Origin of the sequence: Xanthomonas sontii (assembly GCF_040529055.1) — a bacterium.
Classification (GTDB): Bacteria; Pseudomonadota; Gammaproteobacteria; order Xanthomonadales; family Xanthomonadaceae; genus Xanthomonas_A; species Xanthomonas_A sontii.
On record NZ_CP132342.1, the window covers coordinates 469,551 to 484,293 of the forward strand.

Here is a 14,743-nt window from a genome sequence, read left to right on the forward strand (position 1 = left end):
TTCACAACGGGTTGGCGACCTCGATCAGGTTGCCGTCCGGATCGCGGAAGTACAGCGACAGGATCGGGCCGCGGGCGCCGGTGCGTTGCACCGGCCCGTCCTCGATCCGCACGGCGGCAGCGCGCAGTTCCTCGGCCACCTGCGCCAGCGGCGTGGCGGTGAGAAAGCACAGATCGGCCGAGCCCGGCGTAGGCACCTGCGCCTTCGGGTCGAACGCGTGACCATGCCGATGCAGGTTGATCTTCTGCTCGCCGAACGCCAGCGCCTTGCGGCCTTCGCCGAAGGTCACCACGCGCATGCCCAGCACCCGCGCATAGAACGCGCAGGTCGCCTCAATGTCGGCGACGGTGAGGACCAGATGGTCGAGATGGTCGATCTGCATTGCGGAACCCTCGTTGGATGACGGCAGCGCGGTTCACTCGCCGCGCGGCGGATGCGGCCCGAAGCGGCCGTAGGGGCGGCTGTCGTCGGCGCCGCGGCGCAGCACCTGCGCGGCGATCAGGCCGATGCCCAGCAACACCAGGCAGCAGGCGACCAGTGCGTTCCAGCCGCCGTGTTGCCACGCCGCACCGCTGAGCGAGCCGATCACGCTGGCGCCGGCGTAGTACGCCAGCAGGTACAGCGAGGCGGCATGGCCCTTGAACTGCCCGCCCAGGCGCCCGACCCAGGCGCTGGCCGCCGAATGCGCGACGAAGAAGCCGATGGTCAGCAGCACGATGCCGGCGATGACCGGCACCAGCGCATGCGCCAGGGTCAGCGCCACGCCGAGCGCCGCGGTGGCGATGCCGGCCAGCACCACCGGGCCGCGGCCGAACCGGTCCGAGGCTGCGCCGGCGACCGAGGACGACACGATGCCGAACACGTAGGCGCTGAAGATCATGCCGAGCTGGCTCTGGCTCAGCCCGAACTCCGGTCCGCCCAGGCGGAAGCCGGCGTAGTTGTAGACGCTGACGAACACGCCCATCGCCAGGAACGGGATCGCGAACAGCCACGGCAGGTGGCGATCGCGCAGATGCCCGCCCCAGGCGCGCAGGTGGAAGCGCAGATTCACTCCCTGGCGGCGCACGAAGTGCCGCGACGGCGGCAGCAGCCACACGAAGCCGACCGCAGCCAGCAGATCCACCGCGCTCAGCGTGGCAAGCGCGGTGCGCCAGTCGAAGTGGTCGGTGAGCATGCTCATGCCGATGCGACCGACCATGCCGCCGAACGCATTGCCGGCCACGTACAGCCCGGTCGCCGCGCCGAGCCGGCTCGCCGGTAGTTCCTCGGCCAGGTACACCATCGCCACCGCCGGCACGCCGCCCAGGGCGATGCCGGACAGCGCGCGCACCACCACCAGCGCGCCCCAGTGCGGCAGGTAGGAGGCGAGCAGGTTGAGCAGCGCCGCCAACGCGATCGACACGAACATCAGCCCGCGCCGGCCCAGCGTTTCCGACACCGCGCCGGCGCAGAAGATCGCGATCGCCAGGCCGCCTGTGGCCAGCGACAGCGGCAGCGAGCTGGCCGCCGCGCTGAGGCCGAACTCGCGGGCGAACTCGGGCAGCAGCGGCTGCACGCTGTACAGCAGCGAGAAGGTGGCGAAGCCGGCCAGGAACAGCGCCAGGCGGATGCGCAACAGCGGCGCATCGTCCACGGCGTGCACCGGCGGGCATTGGCTGGAGGCGTTCACGGTGTGGGTCGCGGCGGAAAACGGATGGCCAGTATTCGCCTGCCGTCACCCGGCGTCCAATATATGATTTGCCCACTCTCCATATGTTCTGGATATGACATGGAACTGCGCCACCTGCGCTACTTCCTGGCCGTGGCCGAGGCCGGGCACTTCACCCGCGCCGCCGCGCAGTTGGGCATCCAGCAACCGCCGCTGAGCCAGCAGATCCGCGCACTGGAGGAGGAACTGGGCACGCCGTTGTTCGTGCGCACGCCGCGCGGCGCCGAACTCACCGATGCCGGCCGCGCCTTCCGCACCGAAGCCCGGCGCGTGCTCGCCGACCTGGAACGCGCCGGCGATGCCGCACGCCGCGCCGCACGCGGCGAGAGCGGTGTGCTGCGGCTCGGCTTCACCGCCTCGGCCGCGTTCAACCCGATCGTGCCGACCCTGGTGCGCGGCTTCCGCCGCGGCTGGCCGGCGGTGACGCTGGCGCTGGAAGAGACCAACACCGCCGGCCTGCTCGCCGCACTGCTGCAGGGACGGCTGGATGCGGCCTTCATCCGCTACAGCGTGGCCACACCCTCGGAACTGCAGTTGCTCAAGCTGCCCGACGAACCGATGAAGATCGCGGTGCCGGCGGCGCACCGTCTGGCCAAGCGCCGCCGCGCACCGCTGTCGGCGCTGGCCGGCGAACCCTTCATCCTGTTCCCGCGCAGCTTCGGCACCAGCCTGTACGACGAGATCCTCGATGCCTGCCGCCAGGCCGGCTTCGAACTGAAGATCGAACAGGAAGCGCCGCAGATGTCGTCCATCGTCAACCTGGTGGCCGCCGAACTGGGCGTGTCGGTGGTCCCGGCCTCGACCGCGCAGGTGCAGTTGCCCGGCGTGCGCTATCTGGACATCGAAGGCCGCGTGCCGATGGCGCGACTGGCCTTGGCCGCGCTGCCGGCCACCGCGCAGGCGATGCCGATCGTGCGCCACCTGTGGCAGTTGGCGCAGGGGCATGCGGCGGGCAGGCGCGGGTAGGGGGCTGCACTCCCCTAGCAGCAATGCAGGAACGGCTTTAGCCCCGAAGGGCTTTACCGATAGAGCTTATCGCTGCTAAAGCTCACTCGTGCGGCTGTGTTTGTCCGACGTGTAAATCAAGCAGCAGCAACAGCAACAGCAAAGGCTTTCGCCTTGCGGCGAGTCACTTTTCTTTGCTTGTGCAAAGAAAAGTAACCAAAAGAAAGCACACCCTGCCTACGCGCCCTCCGCGCTACGCGCTCCGGGTCCGCGTCCAGCACGGGGATCCGCGGAAGGGGCATCCTGCCCCTGCCGCGGACGGCGCACATCCTTGTGCGCCGCCCCTTCGGGGTTTTTCCCCGTGCTGGCCGCCGCTTCGGAAGGGAACCCGGTAAGTCAAAAGCCGAAGCAACAGCAAAGACCGAAGCGATTGCCGCTGCAGCGCACACCCCCGTCATTCCAGCGGCCGCCAGCGAATGCACTTCGCGTGGTAGCCCATGTCGGCTGTTGATTGTGGTGGACGCGCAACGACGATGGTTTTCGAAGAAGCTGCAGGAGCGGTTGTGCGTGGCGTACAGGTGGCTGTGCCGGCGTGTACCCAGCTCAGGCGCATCACCATTGCAATGCCGTATGTATGCGCTGTATCCGCAATAGCTTTTGCTATTGATGTTGCGTTGGCTATTGATGTTGCGTTGGCTTTTGACTTACTGGGTTCCCTTCCGCAGCGGCGGATGGCCCGGGGAAACACCCGAAGGGCGGCGCACATGGATGTGCGCCGTTCGCGGCAGGGGCAGGATGCCCCTTCCGCGAATCCCCGGTGCATCCGCGGACCCGGAGCGCGTTAGCGCGGAGGGCGCGAGGCAGGGTGTGCTTTCTTTTGGTTACTTTTCTTTGCACAAGCAAAGAAGCGCTTCTCAGCAGCCGAAGGCTGATCAAAGTAACTCGCCGCAAGGCGAAAGCCGTTGCTGTTGATGTTGATGTTGCTGCTTGATTTACGCGTCGGACAAGCACAACCGCAAGAGTGAGCTTTGGCAGCGATAAGCTCTATCGGTGAAGCCCGTCGCGGCTGAAGCCGCTCCTATGAGATACGAGGTACGAGGAACGCGACGCGCTCAACCCAGATGCGTGCGCACCGCTTCGTCGATCTTGGCCGGCGGCACGAACCCGGGCACCCGCGCCACCTCCTCGCCCTGGCGGAACAGCATCAGCGTCGGGGTCTGGCGCAGGCCCTGGGCACGGAAGAAGTCCTCACCCACGTCTTCCATCTTCACCTTGAGCAGGGTCACGCCCTGCGCGCTCTCGCCCTCGGCGAAACGCTCCAGCGACTTGTCGAGCATGCGGCAACCAGGGCAGTTGTCTTTGTTGAAATCGGCCAGCACGCGCGGATGCGCGGCGAGCGCATCGGCGAACTGTTCGGCACTGGAAACGGTGATGGTGGTGAGCATGGAACGAAACCTTGTCTGATGTCGGAAGAAGCCCGGCGTGCGATGGGGACGCCGGCGATGCCAGGAAAACGGATGAACGACGACGGCGTCAGCCGCTGCCATGCAAGGGCAACACCCTCGCAGCGAAGCCAGCCGCGCCCGCGGGAGCGGACTCGGCAGCGGCCACCGGCACGTCGCCTGCCAACGACGCGCGCGCCGCGCGGAACGCCAGCACCTGCGCGCACCACGCGTCGATGGCCGCGTTGTCGCGGTCGCCGTGCGGCATCTGCTCGATCTCCAGCAACGGATAAGCGCTGTCGAAGAACCGCGCGATGCGCTTGACCGCCCCGCAGTAGTACTCCAGCCCCCACTGCGTTTCGCCGGTGCCGAACGCCGCCACCTCGATCGTCTTGCCGGCCGCCTCGACCAACTCGGCGATATAGCGCTTCATCTCCGCCGGCGTGCGCCCGGCGTTGTCGCTCCAACTGCCGAGCAGATGCAGGTCGAAGTCCGCCGCGCGCGCGGCATCGCCGAGCGCGCCCTGCAGCGTCTGCAGGTCGGTGTGGATCCAGGTGACCGCGTGCCCCGCCGCCTCGCACTGCGCATGCACGCGGCGGGCGACGTCGCGGGTGTTGCCGCTGAGCGAAGCGTAGGCGAGCAGGATGTGCATGGGGCGGGGATTCGGGAATGGGGATTCGGGATTCGTCAGGGCGGGGTTTGCTTTTGCCAATCCCCAATCCCGATTCCCCAATCCCGGCTCCTCACAGATCGTCGAAGCCGTTGTCCGAGTTGGTCTTCTTGTAGCTGGCGTTGCGCATCTCGAAGAAGTCGGTCTTGGTCTCGGTGAAGTTGTCGGCGTAGGCCTTGATCCACGGCATCACGTTGTCGCTGGCGCCGCTGTACAGCTTCTCGATGCCGAGCATGCCGGACATCTTGTTGGCGCGGTACTTCACGTACTGGATCATCTCGTCCACGTCGATGCCCTCGATGCCGTCGAGCACTTCCGAGGACCACTCGGTCTCCAGGCGGATCGCATGCTCGAAGGCCTGGTGCACGTAGTCGGTCAGCTCGTTGGTCTGCAGCTCGGCGTTCTCGCCGATGATGGCGCGGATCAGCTCGCTGATGAACTTGGTGTGGGCCAGCTCGTCGCGGTTGATGAAGCTGATGATCTTGCCGGTGCCGGTCATGCGGTTCTGCCGCACCAGGTTGTAGAAGTACGCGAAGCCGGAATAGAAGTTGATGCCTTCCAGGATCGAGGACTGGATCAGCGAGCGCAGCAGGGTCTCTGCGGTCTTCTCGCGCATGAAGTCGTCGTAGGCCTGCATGATCGGCTGGTTGCGCGCGATGATGGTCGGATGCGTGCGCGCGATCTCGAACACGCGGTTCTGGTCGGCCAGCCCGGCGATCGAGGCGAGCACGTACGAGTAGCTCTCGTTGTGGATCACTTCCTGCTGGCCGATGATCGCGGCGTTGGCGTGCGCGGCCGGGTCGGTGATGTATTCGGCGACGTTGTAGATGAAGCGCGTCTGCGGCGAATCCAGCGTGGCCAGCAGGCCGATGATCGAGTCGTAGGCGTTCTTCTCGCGCGCCGACAGCTCCCCGTACTGCTTGGCATCGCCCTTCATGTCCACTTCGTCGGGGATCCAGAAGTTGGTCGACAGCTCCTTGTACGCCCGGTAGAAGGACGGGTACGGGATGTCGTTCCAGTTGAGGATGCCGCTGGTCGTGCCGTTGATGATGCCGGTGGAACGGTTGGGGTGCAGCGGTTCGAGGATCTTGATGCGGTCGAGCGCGATGGCCATGGATGTGCTTCGGTAGTCGGGTGAACGGCGCCGGCGGACGGCGCGGGAATGCGGGACGCGCGCGGCAGGACCGGCCTGCCGCGCGGCGCGGGCGTCAGACGCCGGCGATCAGCTCGAGCACCACTCGCACTCGCTGATGTCGATGTCGTTGGAACGCACGTAGTACGTGGTCTTCAGGCCTTCCTTCCACGCGGTCATGTGCAGGTCCAGCAGGGTGCTGGCGCGGATGCCGCTGGGCACGTAGAAGTTGAAGCTGATCGACTGGTCGACGTGGCGCTGGCGGCGCGCGTTCTGGCGCACGCTGGCGAACTGGTCGACCTTGTAGGCGCCCTTCTCGTAGTACGGATAGGTATCCACGGTCAGCCCCGGCGCCACCACCGGACGGCGGAAGTCCTTCTTCTCCTCGTAGTAGAACGCGCTGTAGATCGGATCGATCGAGGCGGTGGAGCCGGCGATCTGCGCGGTGCTCATGTTCGGCGCCACCGCCACCATCCAGGCGTTGCGCACGCCGTGCACGCTCACCTGCGCGGCCAGTTCCTGCCATTCGGCGCTGTCGTAGCCGCGCTTGGTGAAGTACTCGCCGTTCTGCCAGTCGCTGCCCTTGAACACCTTGTACGCGCCCTTCTCCTTGGCCAGCGCCAGGCTCGCCTGGATGGTCAGGTAGTTGATGCGCTCGTACAGCGAATCGCTGTACGCCTCGGCGTCCGGCGAGTTCCAGTCGATGCCCTTCTGCGCCAGCAGGTGGTGCCAGCCGAAGGTGCCCAGGCCGATCGCGCGGTACTTCTGGTTGGTGATGGTGGCCTGCGGCACCGGCAGCTCGTTGAGGTCGATGACGTTGTCGAGCATGCGCACCTGGACGCGGATCAGCCGCTCCAGGATGTCCGGCGACAGCAGGTCCGGCTGCGCGGTGACCGCGCGGCCCAGGTTCACCGAGGACAGGTTGCACACGACGAAGTCGCCGGCCTGCTTGGTGGTGACGATCTGGTCGCCGCTGATCATCTCCTGGATGACCCGCGTCGGGCTCATGTTCTGCAGGATCTCGGTGCACAGGTTGCTGGAATACACCATGCCCTGGTGCTTGTTCGGGTTCATGCGATTGACTTCGTCGCGATAGAACATGAACGGGTTGCCGGTCTCCAGCTGGCTGACCATGATCCGCTTGAACATGTCGATGGCCTTGACCACCTTGCGGCCGATGCGCTCGTCGGCCACCACTTCCTCGTAGCGGGCGCGGAAGCTGCCTTCGCCGCGCTTCTCGTCGAAGAAGTCCTGCAGATACCAGCCCTTGACCTCCTTCACCTCGTGCGGGTCGAACAGGTACCACTCGCCGCGGCGCTCCACCGCTTCCATGAAGATGTCCGGCACGCACACCGCGGTGAACACGTCGTGCGCGCGCAGGCGCTGGTCGCCGTTGTTCAGGCGCAGGTCCAGGAACGCCTCGATGTCGCGGTGCCAGATGTCCAGGTACACGGCGATGGCGCCCTTGCGCTGGCCGAGCTGGTCCACCGACACGGCGGTGTTGTTGAGCTGCTTGATCCACGGCACCACGCCGCCGCTGGAGTTCTTCACCCCGCGGATCGCCGAACCGGACGAACGCACGTAGCCCAGGTAGGCGCCGACGCCGCCGCCGTGCTTGGACACGCGCGCCACGTCGGTGTTGGAGTCGTAGATGCCCTGCAGGCTGTCGTCGACGGTGTCGATGAAGCAGCTCGACAGCTGCCCGCCGATCTTGCCGGCGTTGGCCAGGGTCGGCGTGGCCACGGTCATGTACAGGTTGGACAGCGCCCAGTAGGCCTCGCCGACCAGCTGCATGCGGCGCTCGCGCGGCTTCTCGTCCTGCATCAGGTACAGGGCGATGGTCAGCCAGCGCTCCTGCGGCAGTTCGTAGACCTTGCGCGAGTTGTCGGTGGCCAGGTAACGCGTGGCCAGCAGGTACAGGCCGTTGTAGGCGAACAGCTTGTCGCGCTCCGGATCGATCATGCGGCCGGCTTCGGCCAGTTCGTCCTTGGAGTAGTTCTTGAGGATGTCGATCGAGTACACGCCGCGGTCGGCCAGGCTTTCCTGGAGGCCGACGTAGGAGCCGTACTTCTCGCCGGCATCGTAGAAACGGTTCTTGCTGGCGCGCTTGTACAGGCGGTCCAGGTACAGGCGCGCGGCGAAGTACTCCCACTCCGGCGTGGCGATGTCCACGCGCGACTCGGCCTCGCGGATCAGGTAGTCGACCATGTCGTCGGCCGACAGGCTTTCCTTCTTCTCGATGAAGGCGAAGGCCTTGCGCTCGTAGTCGCTCACGTCCAGCTGCGGGAACTCGGCGTGGATCCGGTCCAGGGTGCGCTGCAGGCGCGAGCGGTCGAAGGCCATGCGGCGGTTGCCGCCGTCCTTGACGATCCAGGTCACGGCGCGCTGGTCGTTGCTCGGCTCGCTGCTGGCCGTCGGCTCCGGCTGGGCAGTGGCGGCAGCGGTCGTGGGGTCGACGGCGGCGTCGACGGATGCGGTGGCCGGCAGGCTGTGGGTCTGGCTCATGAAGGTCTCCAAGCGTAGTGCACGCGGCCGCCCGACCCTCGCAGGCAGCGGTCCGACCGGGTTCAATGGTGGGCAGGCGGTGTCGCGAAGACTGCAAACGGCGCAGGCACCGGGCCTGCGGGCGGTCAACGCTGCACCGACCCTCTCCCCCCGGAGAGCGCGCGGTCGGCGCCGCGCGGTGTGCTTCGCGCGGCTGTCGGCAGGTCTTCGGGCTGATGGGCAACGGCCGTGGCCGGTTCCTAGCCCGTCGCTTCCCAAGGCGGGCGCCTCAGTGCGGATGACGGGTTCGTTCCCAATTACCGCTGCGGGGCAGCGCCGGAGTTGGCGTTGGCACGCCGCACCGGCTTCCCTTTTGATCCTGCGGCTTGGGGCCGCCGGAACCGACCACCCCAAGATAGTGGGGTCGGTCGACGACGTCAACGCTAAATATGGGTGAAATTACGAAAACCTAAGCCTGGCAACGGTTTGCCGCCGACGGCCGATTCCGGCCCGGCCGCGACGGCCGTTCGTGGCCGTGACGGGGCCGTGAAGCCGGCCGCGGACAGGGGCGTTTGGCGCCCCCGGACGGCCCCGACACCGCCGCCTGTCCTACGGCCGGCAAGGCACCACGGTGCCGCTCGCATCGGTGCAGGTGCCGGTGTGGACGATGCTGCCGTCCTGCACGCTGGTGCTGCCCTGGTAGCTGCCCTGCGTGCCATCGACGCTGCTCTGGCGGCTGCCGCTGAGCGTACCGTCGGCGGCCCGGGCCAGGCTGCCACTGCTGCTCGCGCTGGCGCCGTCGGCGCGCTGGACGCTGGCACTGCCCTGGCGGCTGGCGCTGCCGTCGGCGTTGCGCTCGGCGCTGCCTTGGCGCGTGGCGCTGCCGCCGGCGGCGGTCGTGCGGGTAGCGGCGCTGCGCGCGCTGGCGTTGCCCTGGCCGTCGGCCTGCCATTGGCGGGCGCGTTGCACGCTGCCGTGCGCGCCGCTGGCGCTGGCCTGCACGGCGGCGTGGCGGGCGCCCTCGGCGCCGCCGGCGGTGCGCGTGCGGGTGTGTTCGCGTGCCGGTGCACTGGGCGCGACCAGGACGCCGGCGGCCAGCGCCAGCAGCAAGGGAGTGATGCGACGGGACAGCGACATGGCGTTCTCCGATGACGGCAGCGGCGTGCTGCCGAGTGTCACCGTAGCCATGGCGCCGGCGCCGCGGGCGCCGCATCGGCCAGCAAATGTTGCCGAACGCCGCAGCGGAAACATCCGCTTACAGTTGCGTCGCGGCGGCCGTTGCCGCGGGGCCGCGGCGCAACCGATAGTGGCGTCCATGGACGATGCCGCGCCCGCTCCCCGCCTGCTGCTGGTCGACGACGACGACCGCCTGCGCGCCCTGCTGTGCCGCTACCTGGAGAGCCAGGGCTTCGCGGTCAAGGCGGTGGCCGACGGCGTGCAGCTGCAGCAGGCGCTGGCGCGCGGCCACTACGACCTGGTGGTGCTGGACCTGATGCTGCCCGGCGAGAACGGCCTGGAGATCTGCCGGCGCCTGCGCGGCCAGGGCGACGCCACCCCGATCGTGATGCTGACCGCCAAGGGCGACGAGATCGACCGCATCGTCGGCCTGGAGATCGGCGCCGACGACTACCTGCCCAAGCCGGTCAACCCGCGCGAGCTGCTGGCGCGGATCCGCGCGGTGCTGCGCCGTACCCGCCCGGGCGGCGCCGGCGCACCGCAACCGGAGGGCGGCGAGATCGGCTTCGGCCGCTTCCGCCTGCACCTGGGCCGGCGCGAGCTGCGCCGCGATGGCGAACCGCTGAAACTCACCACCGCCGAGTTCGCGGTGCTGTCGGTGCTGCTGCGGCACCCGCAGCAGCCGCTGAGCCGCGACCGCCTCTCCAGCCTGGCGCACGGCCGCGAACACGAGCCGTTGGGGCGCAGCATCGACGTGATCGTGGCGCGGCTGCGCAAGCTGCTGGAGGACGACGTGCGCACGCCGCGGCTGATCCAGACCGTGTGGGGCGTGGGCTACGTGTACGTGCCGCCGGAGCCGCAGGCATGAGCGCGCCGGCTTCCCGCGCCAGCGGCTGGCCGCGCAGCCTGTTCGGGCAGTTGGTCCTGGTGATCGCGCTGGTGCTGGCCGGCGCCGGCCTGCTGGCGCTGCTGCTCGGCCGCGAACTGGCTGTGCGGCCGGCAGCGCAGCAGCAACTGCGCATGCTGCACGGCTTCGCCAATGTCGCCGAGGCGCTGCAGCGCTCGCCGGCCGCTGCGGCGCTGACGCCGGCGTTGCGCGAAGCCGGGCTGCAACTGCGCAGCGCGCCGCCCACCGCCAGCGCCGCCGGCCCGCTGGCCGACGCGATGCAGCGCCGCGCGGCCGACCAGCTCGGCCCCGGGCGCGCGTTGCGCCGCGATGCCGACGGCACCCTGTGGCTGCACCTGGCCACGCCGACCCCGCTGTGGGTGGCGTTCTCCAGCCAGCCGCGCGAGCACGGCCTGCGCCGGTTCTCGGTGGCGATGCTGGCCGGTTGCGCGCTGCTGGTCTGGCTCGCCGCTGCGCTGGTCGCGCGGCGCCTGGTGCGGCCGCTGCGGCAACTGGCGCAGGCCGCGCCGCACCTGGTCCGCGGCGAACAGGCCGCACCGATCGCCACCGGCGGTCCGCGCGAGGTCGCCGCGCTGGCGCAAGCGCTCACCGCGGCCAGCGCCGACGTGCGCCACGCCGCGGCCGAGCGTGCGCTGCTGCTGGCCGGCATCTCCCACGACCTGCGCACCCCGCTGACCCGGCTGCAGTACGCGCTGGCGCTGCTGCCGCAGGTGGAGCCGGAACTGCGCGAAGGCATGGAGCGCGACATCGGCGAGATCGACGCGATCCTGGCGCAGTTCATCGCCTACGCCCGCGACGGCCGCGACGAACCGGCCGTCGCCCTGGACCTGGCCGACCTCTGCCGGCAGGCGCTGGGCGCGGCGCAACCCGGCTGGGAGGCCGTCCTGCCCGCGCAGGCACCGCTGCACGGGCGGCCGCTGGCGCTGCAGCGCGCGCTCGGCAACCTCGTCGGCAATGCCGAACGGCACGGCGCGGCGCCGTTCCAGCTGCGCCTGCACAGCGACGGCGGCGATGGCTGGTGCATCGAGGTGCGCGACCACGGCCCCGGCCTGGACCCGGCGCTGGCCGCGCGCGCGTTGCAGCCGTTCGTGCACGGCGGCCATGGCGGCAGCGGACTGGGCCTGGCGATCGTCGAGCGCGTCGCGCGCCAGCATCGCGGCGCGTTGCTGCTGCAACCCATCGCCCCACACGGCCTGTGCGCCACCCTGCATCTGCGCCCGGCCTGAACCCGGCGCGCGCCGACGCCCGCACGCGTCGGCCGCGCCACGCCCCTCCTCGCCGTCCTCATGGAGTGATCTGCTCATGCGCCTGTCCCGCCCCTCGCCCACCCACGGCCTGCTCGCCCTGATGTTGCTGCTGCCGTTGCTCGCCGCCCCCGTCCACGCCCAGGACGGGCGCCTGCGCGCCCGCCTGCTGCAGCGCCTGGCCACGCGCGACGGCGCCGACGGCGCACGCGCGCCCTTGCCCGCCGGCGCGCAGGTGCTACGCGACGTCGCCTACGGCCCGGACCCGGCGCAGCGCATGGACGTGTACCTGCCGGCCGGCGCACGTCAGGCGCCGCTGCTGGTGATGGTGCACGGCGGCGGCTGGGCCGACGGCGACAAGGACAACCCCGGCGTGGCCGCCAACAAGGTCGCGCACTGGCTGCCGCAGGGCCATGTGCTGGTGTCGGTGAACTACCGCCTGCTGCCGCAGGCCACGCCGCTTGCGCAGGCAGAAGACGTGGCGCGCGCGGTCGCGCGGATCCAGCAACTGGCGCCGCAGTGGGGCGCCGATCCGGCACGGCTGGTGCTGATGGGCCACTCGGCCGGCGCGCATCTGGTGAGCCTGCTGGACCTGTCGCCGAATCTGCTGGCGCAGGCCGGGGCGCGCCGACCGCTGGGCACGGTGGCGCTGGACAGTGCAGCGATGGACGTGGAGCAGGTGATGCAGCAACGGCATCTGCCGCTGTACGACCGCGCCTTCGGCAGCGTGCGCAGCGACTGGATCGCCGCCTCGCCGTACCACGTCATGGGCGCCAGCGCGCCGCCGCTGCTGGCGGTGTGCTCCAGCCGCCGCGCCGACGCCTGCGCGCAGGCGCGCCACTTGGCCAGCAAGGCCGGCGCCCGCGGCATCCGCGTCGAGGTGCTGCCGCAGGATGCCAGCCACGCGGAGATCAACCGCGACCTGGGCCTGCCCTCGGCCTACACCGCGGCGGTGGACGCGTTCCTGCACACGCTGCGCTGAGCACCGCGCACGGCCCCCACGACAACCGGGCTCAGGTCACCATGCACTGCTGCAGCAGCAACGGCAGCGCCACCGCGGCGCTGTCGCGCCAGTGCAGGTCGGCGCGCGCCGACAGCGCGCTGGGTTCGGGATTGATCTCGACCACGCAGGCGCCACGCTCCTTGGCCTGCAGCGGCAGGCTGGCGGCCGGATAGACCAGGCCGGAACTGCCGATCACCAGCACCAGGTCGGCGGCGTCGGCGGCGCTCTGCGCGCGCGCCCATTCCGCCGCCGGCAGCGCCTCGCCGAACCACACCACGCCCGGGCGCACCGTGCCGCCGCAGGCCGCGCACACCGGCGGCACCAGGCGCTGGCTGGGCGTGTGCACGTCGATCGGCGGCAGCAAGCCGCGCCAGGGCTGGCCGCAGTCGCTGCAGCGCAGCGCCGACAGCCGGCCGTGCACGTGCGCGGCGACCTCGCTGCCGGCGCGCTGGTGCAGGTCGTCCACGTTCTGGGTCACCAGGGTGGTGTGGCGGACCTCGGCCAGGCGCGCCAGCGCCAGGTGCCCGGCGTGCGGCTGGGCCTGCGCCACGATCGCCATGCGCCAGCGGTACCAGCCCCATACCAGGGCGGGGTCGGCACGCCAGGCGTCCTCAGTGGCCAGTTGCTCGGGATCGAAGCGCGACCACAGGCTGTCGTCCTGGCCACGGAAGGTCGGTACCCCGCTCTCGGCGGACATGCCGGCACCGGTCAGCACCAGCAGACGGCGTGCGCCCTGGATGAAGGCGGCGACGGTCTCGGCGTTGTAGGCGGAACTGAGCATGGCGCGCCCGATTTGATCAAGCTCACACTATTGCACCCCCGCGGGGTGGCCTCAATGTGCGTGGCAACACGCGCGGCGCCCACAACGCGAACGGGCGGCCAGTGGCCGCCCGTCGTGTGTCGCCCTGGACCGGCGCAGGCGCCGGCCCGGACATCGCGCTGGCTCAGTCGAGCACGACCAGCTTGACGTCGATGTTGCCGCGGGTGGCGTTGGAGTACGGGCACACCTGGTGCGCCTTCTCCACCAGCGATTCCAGCGTCGCACGCTCCAGGCCCGGCGCGGCGATGCGCAGTTCCACGGCGATGCCGAAGCCGCCCGGGATCTGGCCGATGCCGACGTGGCCCTCGATGCTCGTCTCGGCCGGCAGCGCCACCTTCTCCTGCCCGGCGACGAACTTCAGCGCACCGATGAAGCAGGCCGAGTAGCCGGCCGCGAACAGCTGCTCCGGGTTAGTGCCGTCGCCGCCAGCGCCGCCCAGCTCGCGCGGGGTCGACAGCTTGACGTCCAGCGCCTTGTCCGGGGTGGCGGCGCGGCCGTCGCGGCCCCCGGTGGCGGTGGCAGTGGCGGTGTAGGCGATGGTGGTCGGTGAAGCCATGGTGGTTCTCCTTCGAGGGCGGCGCCGCGGCGCCATGGGGTAGAGGGAAATGCGTAGAGGGAAATGCGCGATCGGGACGGGAATCGGTCAGGCCGCGGCCTGCAGCTTGCCGCGGACCTCTTCCAGGTCGTGCTTGAGCCGGGTCAGTTGCTGCAGGTCGCAGGCGACCGCGCACAGCACGCCTTCCGGCACCGCCTGCGCGCGCGCGCGCAGCGCCTGGCCGTCGGCGGTCAGCGCGATCAGCACACGGCGCTCGTCCTCGGCCGCGCGGCTGCGGGTCAGCAGACCGATCGCCTCCAGGCGTTTGAGCAACGGGGTCAGCGTGGCCGAATCCAGGAACAGCTTCTCGCCGATGTCCGAGACGCTGCGCTGGTCCTGCTCCCACAGCACCAGCATCACCAAGTACTGCGGATAGGTCAGGCCGAGGTCGCGCAGCAGCCCGCGGTAGAGCTTGTGCATGGCCAGGTTGGCCGAATACAGCGCGAAGCACAGCTGGGTATCCAGCTTCAGCAGGGAGATGGCGTCGGGGGCAGAGGTACGGTCCATGGGCACTACATTACATAGCGCGCGATTCAATAGCAAGCGATATTTATGCCCTGCCGACTCCTGGCTGAAGCGGGCGCCGCCCTTCCCCTCGTGCTGACAGCGACGCAGGA

Annotated in this window: 14 protein-coding genes and 1 riboswitch; of the genes, 4 read left to right on the forward strand and 10 right to left on the reverse strand. The window is 69.6% G+C overall.

All coding sequences use genetic code 11. The annotated features are described in order from the left end of the window. Position 1 precedes the first annotated feature (1 nt). On the reverse strand, positions 2-382 hold the full coding sequence (locus RAB70_RS02115; protein ID WP_148827242.1) for a VOC family protein: 381 nt from the start codon (positions 380-382) through the stop codon (positions 2-4). Between the two features lie 33 nt (positions 383-415). Next, a complete protein-coding gene (locus tag RAB70_RS02120; protein WP_148827240.1) occupies positions 416-1,669 on the reverse strand; it encodes an MFS transporter in 1,254 nt (417 codons plus the stop codon). A 99-nt stretch (positions 1,670-1,768) separates the two neighbouring features. Here RAB70_RS02120 and RAB70_RS02125 point away from each other — a divergent pair, with 99 nt between their 5' ends. Further along, complete coding sequence (locus RAB70_RS02125; protein WP_017912252.1) at positions 1,769-2,674, forward strand: LysR family transcriptional regulator; 906 nt, start codon at positions 1,769-1,771, stop codon at positions 2,672-2,674. 1,091 nt (positions 2,675-3,765) lie between these two features. On the opposite strand, the gene RAB70_RS02130 is transcribed toward RAB70_RS02125, so the two are convergent. The 5 genes from RAB70_RS02130 to RAB70_RS02150 all read right to left on the reverse strand — a co-directional run bounded on the left by RAB70_RS02130 (position 3,766) and on the right by RAB70_RS02150 (position 9,518). After that, the gene (locus RAB70_RS02130; RefSeq protein WP_148827238.1) at positions 3,766-4,098 is read right to left on the reverse strand and encodes a thioredoxin family protein; all 333 of its coding nucleotides are present in this window, start codon (positions 4,096-4,098) and stop codon (positions 3,766-3,768) included. 88 nt (positions 4,099-4,186) lie between these two features. After that, positions 4,187-4,747, reverse strand: coding sequence for a flavodoxin (locus tag RAB70_RS02135; RefSeq protein WP_148827235.1), 561 nt, complete (start codon positions 4,745-4,747; stop codon positions 4,187-4,189). Between the two features lie 91 nt (positions 4,748-4,838). Continuing rightward, positions 4,839-5,879 (reverse strand): ribonucleotide-diphosphate reductase subunit beta, encoded by a 1,041-nt coding sequence (locus tag RAB70_RS02140; protein WP_010340146.1) that lies wholly within the window; start codon positions 5,877-5,879, stop codon positions 4,839-4,841. Positions 5,880-5,987: 108 nt separating this feature from the next. After that, positions 5,988-8,402: a ribonucleoside-diphosphate reductase subunit alpha gene (locus tag RAB70_RS02145; protein ID WP_017908331.1), complete on the reverse strand. Its 2,415-nt coding sequence runs from the start codon at positions 8,400-8,402 to the stop codon at positions 5,988-5,990. Between the two features lie 180 nt (positions 8,403-8,582). Beyond that, a riboswitch (cobalamin riboswitch) is annotated at positions 8,583-8,802 on the reverse strand. Positions 8,803-8,990: 188 nt separating this feature from the next. Continuing rightward, positions 8,991-9,518, reverse strand: coding sequence for a hypothetical protein (locus RAB70_RS02150; RefSeq protein ID WP_148827233.1), 528 nt, complete (start codon positions 9,516-9,518; stop codon positions 8,991-8,993). A 178-nt stretch (positions 9,519-9,696) separates the two neighbouring features. Here RAB70_RS02150 and ompR point away from each other — a divergent pair, with 178 nt between their 5' ends. The 3 genes from ompR to RAB70_RS02165 all read left to right on the forward strand — a co-directional run bounded on the left by ompR (position 9,697) and on the right by RAB70_RS02165 (position 12,690). Next, the gene (gene ompR / locus RAB70_RS02155) at positions 9,697-10,425 is read left to right on the forward strand and encodes a two-component system response regulator OmpR (RefSeq protein WP_043093664.1); all 729 of its coding nucleotides are present in this window, start codon (positions 9,697-9,699) and stop codon (positions 10,423-10,425) included. Continuing rightward, the gene (locus RAB70_RS02160) at positions 10,422-11,690 is read left to right on the forward strand and encodes an ATP-binding protein (RefSeq protein ID WP_148827231.1); all 1,269 of its coding nucleotides are present in this window, start codon (positions 10,422-10,424) and stop codon (positions 11,688-11,690) included. The genes ompR and RAB70_RS02160 overlap by 4 nt, the downstream gene beginning before the upstream one ends. Positions 11,691-11,766: 76 nt before the next feature. Further along, the gene (locus tag RAB70_RS02165; protein ID WP_148827229.1) at positions 11,767-12,690 is read left to right on the forward strand and encodes an alpha/beta hydrolase; all 924 of its coding nucleotides are present in this window, start codon (positions 11,767-11,769) and stop codon (positions 12,688-12,690) included. Positions 12,691-12,721: 31 nt separating this feature from the next. Here the strand turns inward: RAB70_RS02165 and RAB70_RS02170 are convergent, their stop codons facing one another. The 3 genes from RAB70_RS02170 to RAB70_RS02180 form a co-directional block, all read right to left on the reverse strand. Beyond that, positions 12,722-13,492 (reverse strand): NAD-dependent deacylase, encoded by a 771-nt coding sequence (locus RAB70_RS02170; protein WP_148827227.1) that lies wholly within the window; start codon positions 13,490-13,492, stop codon positions 12,722-12,724. A 163-nt stretch (positions 13,493-13,655) separates the two neighbouring features. Beyond that, on the reverse strand, positions 13,656-14,087 hold the full coding sequence (locus tag RAB70_RS02175) for an organic hydroperoxide resistance protein (RefSeq protein ID WP_017908249.1): 432 nt from the start codon (positions 14,085-14,087) through the stop codon (positions 13,656-13,658). 87 nt (positions 14,088-14,174) lie between these two features. Further along, a complete protein-coding gene (locus RAB70_RS02180; protein ID WP_148827225.1) occupies positions 14,175-14,633 on the reverse strand; it encodes a MarR family winged helix-turn-helix transcriptional regulator in 459 nt (152 codons plus the stop codon). Positions 14,634-14,743: the final 110 nt, after the last annotated feature.

Excerpts from the sequence above, each read along its gene's own strand:
- RAB70_RS02115 (WP_148827242.1), bottom strand. The coding sequence starts at position 382 with ATGCAGATCGACCATCTCGACCATCTGGTCCTCACCGTCGCCGACATT.
- RAB70_RS02125 (WP_017912252.1), top strand. The coding sequence starts at position 1,769 with ATGGAACTGCGCCACCTGCGCTACTTCCTGGCCGTGGCCGAGGCCGGG.
- RAB70_RS02130 (WP_148827238.1), bottom strand. The coding sequence starts at position 4,098 with ATGCTCACCACCATCACCGTTTCCAGTGCCGAACAGTTCGCCGATGCG.
- RAB70_RS02135 (WP_148827235.1), bottom strand. The coding sequence starts at position 4,747 with ATGCACATCCTGCTCGCCTACGCTTCGCTCAGCGGCAACACCCGCGAC.
- RAB70_RS02140 (WP_010340146.1), bottom strand. The coding sequence starts at position 5,879 with ATGGCCATCGCGCTCGACCGCATCAAGATCCTCGAACCGCTGCACCCC.
- RAB70_RS02145 (WP_017908331.1), bottom strand. The coding sequence starts at position 8,402 with ATGAGCCAGACCCACAGCCTGCCGGCCACCGCATCCGTCGACGCCGCC.
- RAB70_RS02150 (WP_148827233.1), bottom strand. The coding sequence starts at position 9,518 with ATGTCGCTGTCCCGTCGCATCACTCCCTTGCTGCTGGCGCTGGCCGCC.
- ompR (WP_043093664.1), top strand. The coding sequence starts at position 9,697 with ATGGACGATGCCGCGCCCGCTCCCCGCCTGCTGCTGGTCGACGACGAC.
- RAB70_RS02160 (WP_148827231.1), top strand. The coding sequence starts at position 10,422 with ATGAGCGCGCCGGCTTCCCGCGCCAGCGGCTGGCCGCGCAGCCTGTTC.
- RAB70_RS02165 (WP_148827229.1), top strand. The coding sequence starts at position 11,767 with ATGCGCCTGTCCCGCCCCTCGCCCACCCACGGCCTGCTCGCCCTGATG.
- RAB70_RS02170 (WP_148827227.1), bottom strand. The coding sequence starts at position 13,492 with ATGCTCAGTTCCGCCTACAACGCCGAGACCGTCGCCGCCTTCATCCAG.
- RAB70_RS02175 (WP_017908249.1), bottom strand. The coding sequence starts at position 14,087 with ATGGCTTCACCGACCACCATCGCCTACACCGCCACTGCCACCGCCACC.
- RAB70_RS02180 (WP_148827225.1), bottom strand. The coding sequence starts at position 14,633 with ATGGACCGTACCTCTGCCCCCGACGCCATCTCCCTGCTGAAGCTGGAT.